Here is a 2,735-nt window from a genome sequence, read left to right on the forward strand (position 1 = left end):
GCGCCGGGATGTCCACCCGCCGCCGCATCAGCGTGTCGTAGAACATCACGACCCGGAGCGCGCCGCCGGCGTGCGGGTCCAGGTGGGACAGTCGTTCGGCCAAGGCCTCCATGCCCGGAGGATAGCGACGACCGGTGCGCGAACGGGGCGGTTCGCGCGACGGCCGGCGGATGATCCCGGCGGCGACGGCGGCGAGGATGATCGACATGGATCCCGAGTTGGAAGCGTTCCTCCCGCTGTTCCCCAAGGCAGACCTGACCGACCCGGCCACCGCGCGCGCGAGGTTCGCCGAGCTGGCCACCTCCGTGCCCCCGCCGGACACCTCGGGCATGGAGGTCGAGGACCGCGTGGTGCCCGCCGACCCGGACGTGCCGGTGCGGATCTACCGCCCGCACCGGGCGCGGGGCGCGGTCGTCTGGCTGCATGGCGGCGGTTTCGTCATGGGCGACCTGGACACCGAGCACCCGTGGGCCGCCCGGATCGCCGAGAGCTCCGGCGCGGTGGTGATCTCCGTGGGGTACCGGCTGGCGCCGGAGAACCCGTTCCCGGCCGCGCTGGACGACGCCTCCGCCGTGTTGGCGTGGGCGGTCGAGCACGCGGCCGACCTCGGCGTCGACCCGGAGCGGGTCGCGGGCGGGGGCCGCAGCGCCGGCGCCGGGCTCGCGGCCGCGGTGGCGCTGCGGGCGCGCGACGAGCAGGGGCCGCCGATCCGGTTCCAGCTCCTCAACCAGCCCGGCCTGGACGACCGGCAGGAGACGTGGTCGGCGCGGAACTTCACCGACACGCCGTGGATGAACCGCGACAAGGTCACCGCGGCGTGGCGGCACTACCTGGGCTCCGCGCCCGCCACGCCCTACGCCGCCCCGGCGCGGGCCACCGACCTCTCCGGCCTGCCGCCCGCCTACATCGCCACCGCGGAGCTGTGCCCGAACCGGGACGAGGACATCGCCTACGCGCTGCGCCTGCTGGAGGCGGGCGTGTCGGTCGAGCTGCACCAGTGGGCCGGCACGTTCCACGGGTCGCAGGCGATCCTGTCCGCCGAGGTGTCGCAGCGGCAGAACGCCGAACTCGGCGCGGCCCTGCGCCGCGGCCTGGCCGGCTGAGCCGTCGATGGGACCGACGAAGACGGGAACCGGGACCGCGGGTCCCGCCGAGGCCGGGCCGAGGTCCGCGCCGCCGCCGGGGGAGCGGGGCCTGGCCGGGCTGCTGCGCCCCCACCTGCCGGGTTTCGCCGCCGTGGTGGTGCTCCAGGTGATCGGCGCGGTCGCGGGGCTCGCGCCGTTGCTGGCGGTGGTCGAACTGGGCCGCGCGCTGCTGTCGCCCGGCCCGGTCGACCACGGTCACGTCCGGGGGGTCGTGATCGCCGGCGCGACCGGGCTGCTCGTCCGGCTGCTGTGCACGACCGCGTCGTCCGGGATCGGGCACCTCCTCGACGACCGGGTGCAGCTGTCCTTCCGCCGGCTGTTGGCCGCGCGGCTGGGGCGCGTGCCGATCGGCTGGTTCTCCCGGCGCCGGACCGGGGAGCTGGCGAAGGTCGTGGGGGAGGACGTGAGCGCCGTGCACCCGTTCATCGCCCACACGCCCGGCGAGCTGGTCTCCGCGTTCGTGGTGCCGCTGGTGTCGCTGGTCTACCTGTTCGCCGTCGACTGGCGGCTCACGCTGATCACGCTGGTCCCGGTGGCGCTGGCCGTGGCCCTGGTGCCCCTGATGATGACACCGGCCCGGCTGCGCGAGCAGGCGGAGTTCGACGCGGCCATGGGGCGGATCTCCGACTCGGTCGTCGAGTTCGTGCAGGGCATCGCGGTGGTCAAGGCGTTCGGCGGCGCCGAGCGCGCCCACGGCAGGTTCCTCAAGGCCGCGGACGGGTTCGTGGACGTCTTCCTGCGGTGGGTGCGGGGTGTCTCCGCGATCGCGGCGGGGATGCAGGTGGCGTTGTCGCCGCCGTTCGTGCTGCTGGTCGTGCTGGTCGGCGGTGCGGGCCTGATCACGGCCGGCGAGCTGGCGCCGGCCGACCTGCTGCCGTTCCTGCTGCTCGGGCTGGGCCTGACCGCCCCGGTGGCCGCCCTTGGCCACGGCTTCGACGACGTGCGGGCCGCCCGGAGCGCGGTCGGCCGGATCCGGGACGTGCTCGCGGTGCCGCCGCTGCCGGAGCCCGCGCGCCCCGTCGCGCCCCGGGGGCACCGGGTGGAGCTGCGCGGCGTCCGGTTCGGCTACTCCGCCGACCGCGAGGTGCTGCGCGGCATCGACCTGGTGCTGGAGCCGGGCACGGTCACCGCGGTCGTCGGGCCGTCGGGGAGCGGGAAGTCCACGCTGGTGCGGCTGCTGCCGCGGTTCTTCGACCCCACCGGCGGCTCGGTGCTGCTGGGCGGGGTGGACCTGCGCGAGGTCGACGGCCGGGAGCTGCACCGGGCGGTGTCGTTCGTCTTCCAGGACGTCCGCCTGCTGCGCGCGTCGATCGCGGACAACATCGCGCTGGCGGTGCCGCACGCCGACCGCGACGACGTGGTCCGCGCCGCCCGGCTGGCGAACATCCACGACCGGGTGCTGGAACTGCCGCGCGGGTACGAGACGGTGGTCGACGAGGAGGTGCGGCTGTCGGGCGGCGAGGCGCAGCGGATCGCGGTCGCCCGCGCCCTGCTCGCCGACGCGCCCGTCCTGGTGCTCGACGAGGCGACGGCGTTCGCCGACCCGCGGACCGAGCGGGCCGTGCGCCGTGCCCTGACGTCCTCGGCGGG

At 75.9% G+C, this 2,735-nt stretch carries 2 protein-coding genes; both read left to right on the forward strand.

Annotated features, from left to right (window positions below):
- Positions 1 to 206: 206 nt before the first annotated feature.
- Positions 207 to 1,103 (forward strand): alpha/beta hydrolase, encoded by an 897-nt coding sequence (locus ACFV4N_RS42465; RefSeq protein ID WP_499678359.1) that lies wholly within the window; start codon positions 207 to 209, stop codon positions 1,101 to 1,103.
- A gap of 7 nt (positions 1,104 to 1,110) precedes the next feature.
- On the forward strand, positions 1,111 to 2,735 hold a 1,625-nt coding region (locus tag ACFV4N_RS42470; RefSeq protein ID WP_499678360.1), incomplete at its 3' end, for an ABC transporter ATP-binding protein.

The sequence above is a fragment of the Actinosynnema sp. NPDC059797 genome (genome assembly GCF_042732085.1).
Lineage (GTDB): Bacteria > Actinomycetota > Actinomycetes > Mycobacteriales > Pseudonocardiaceae > Actinosynnema.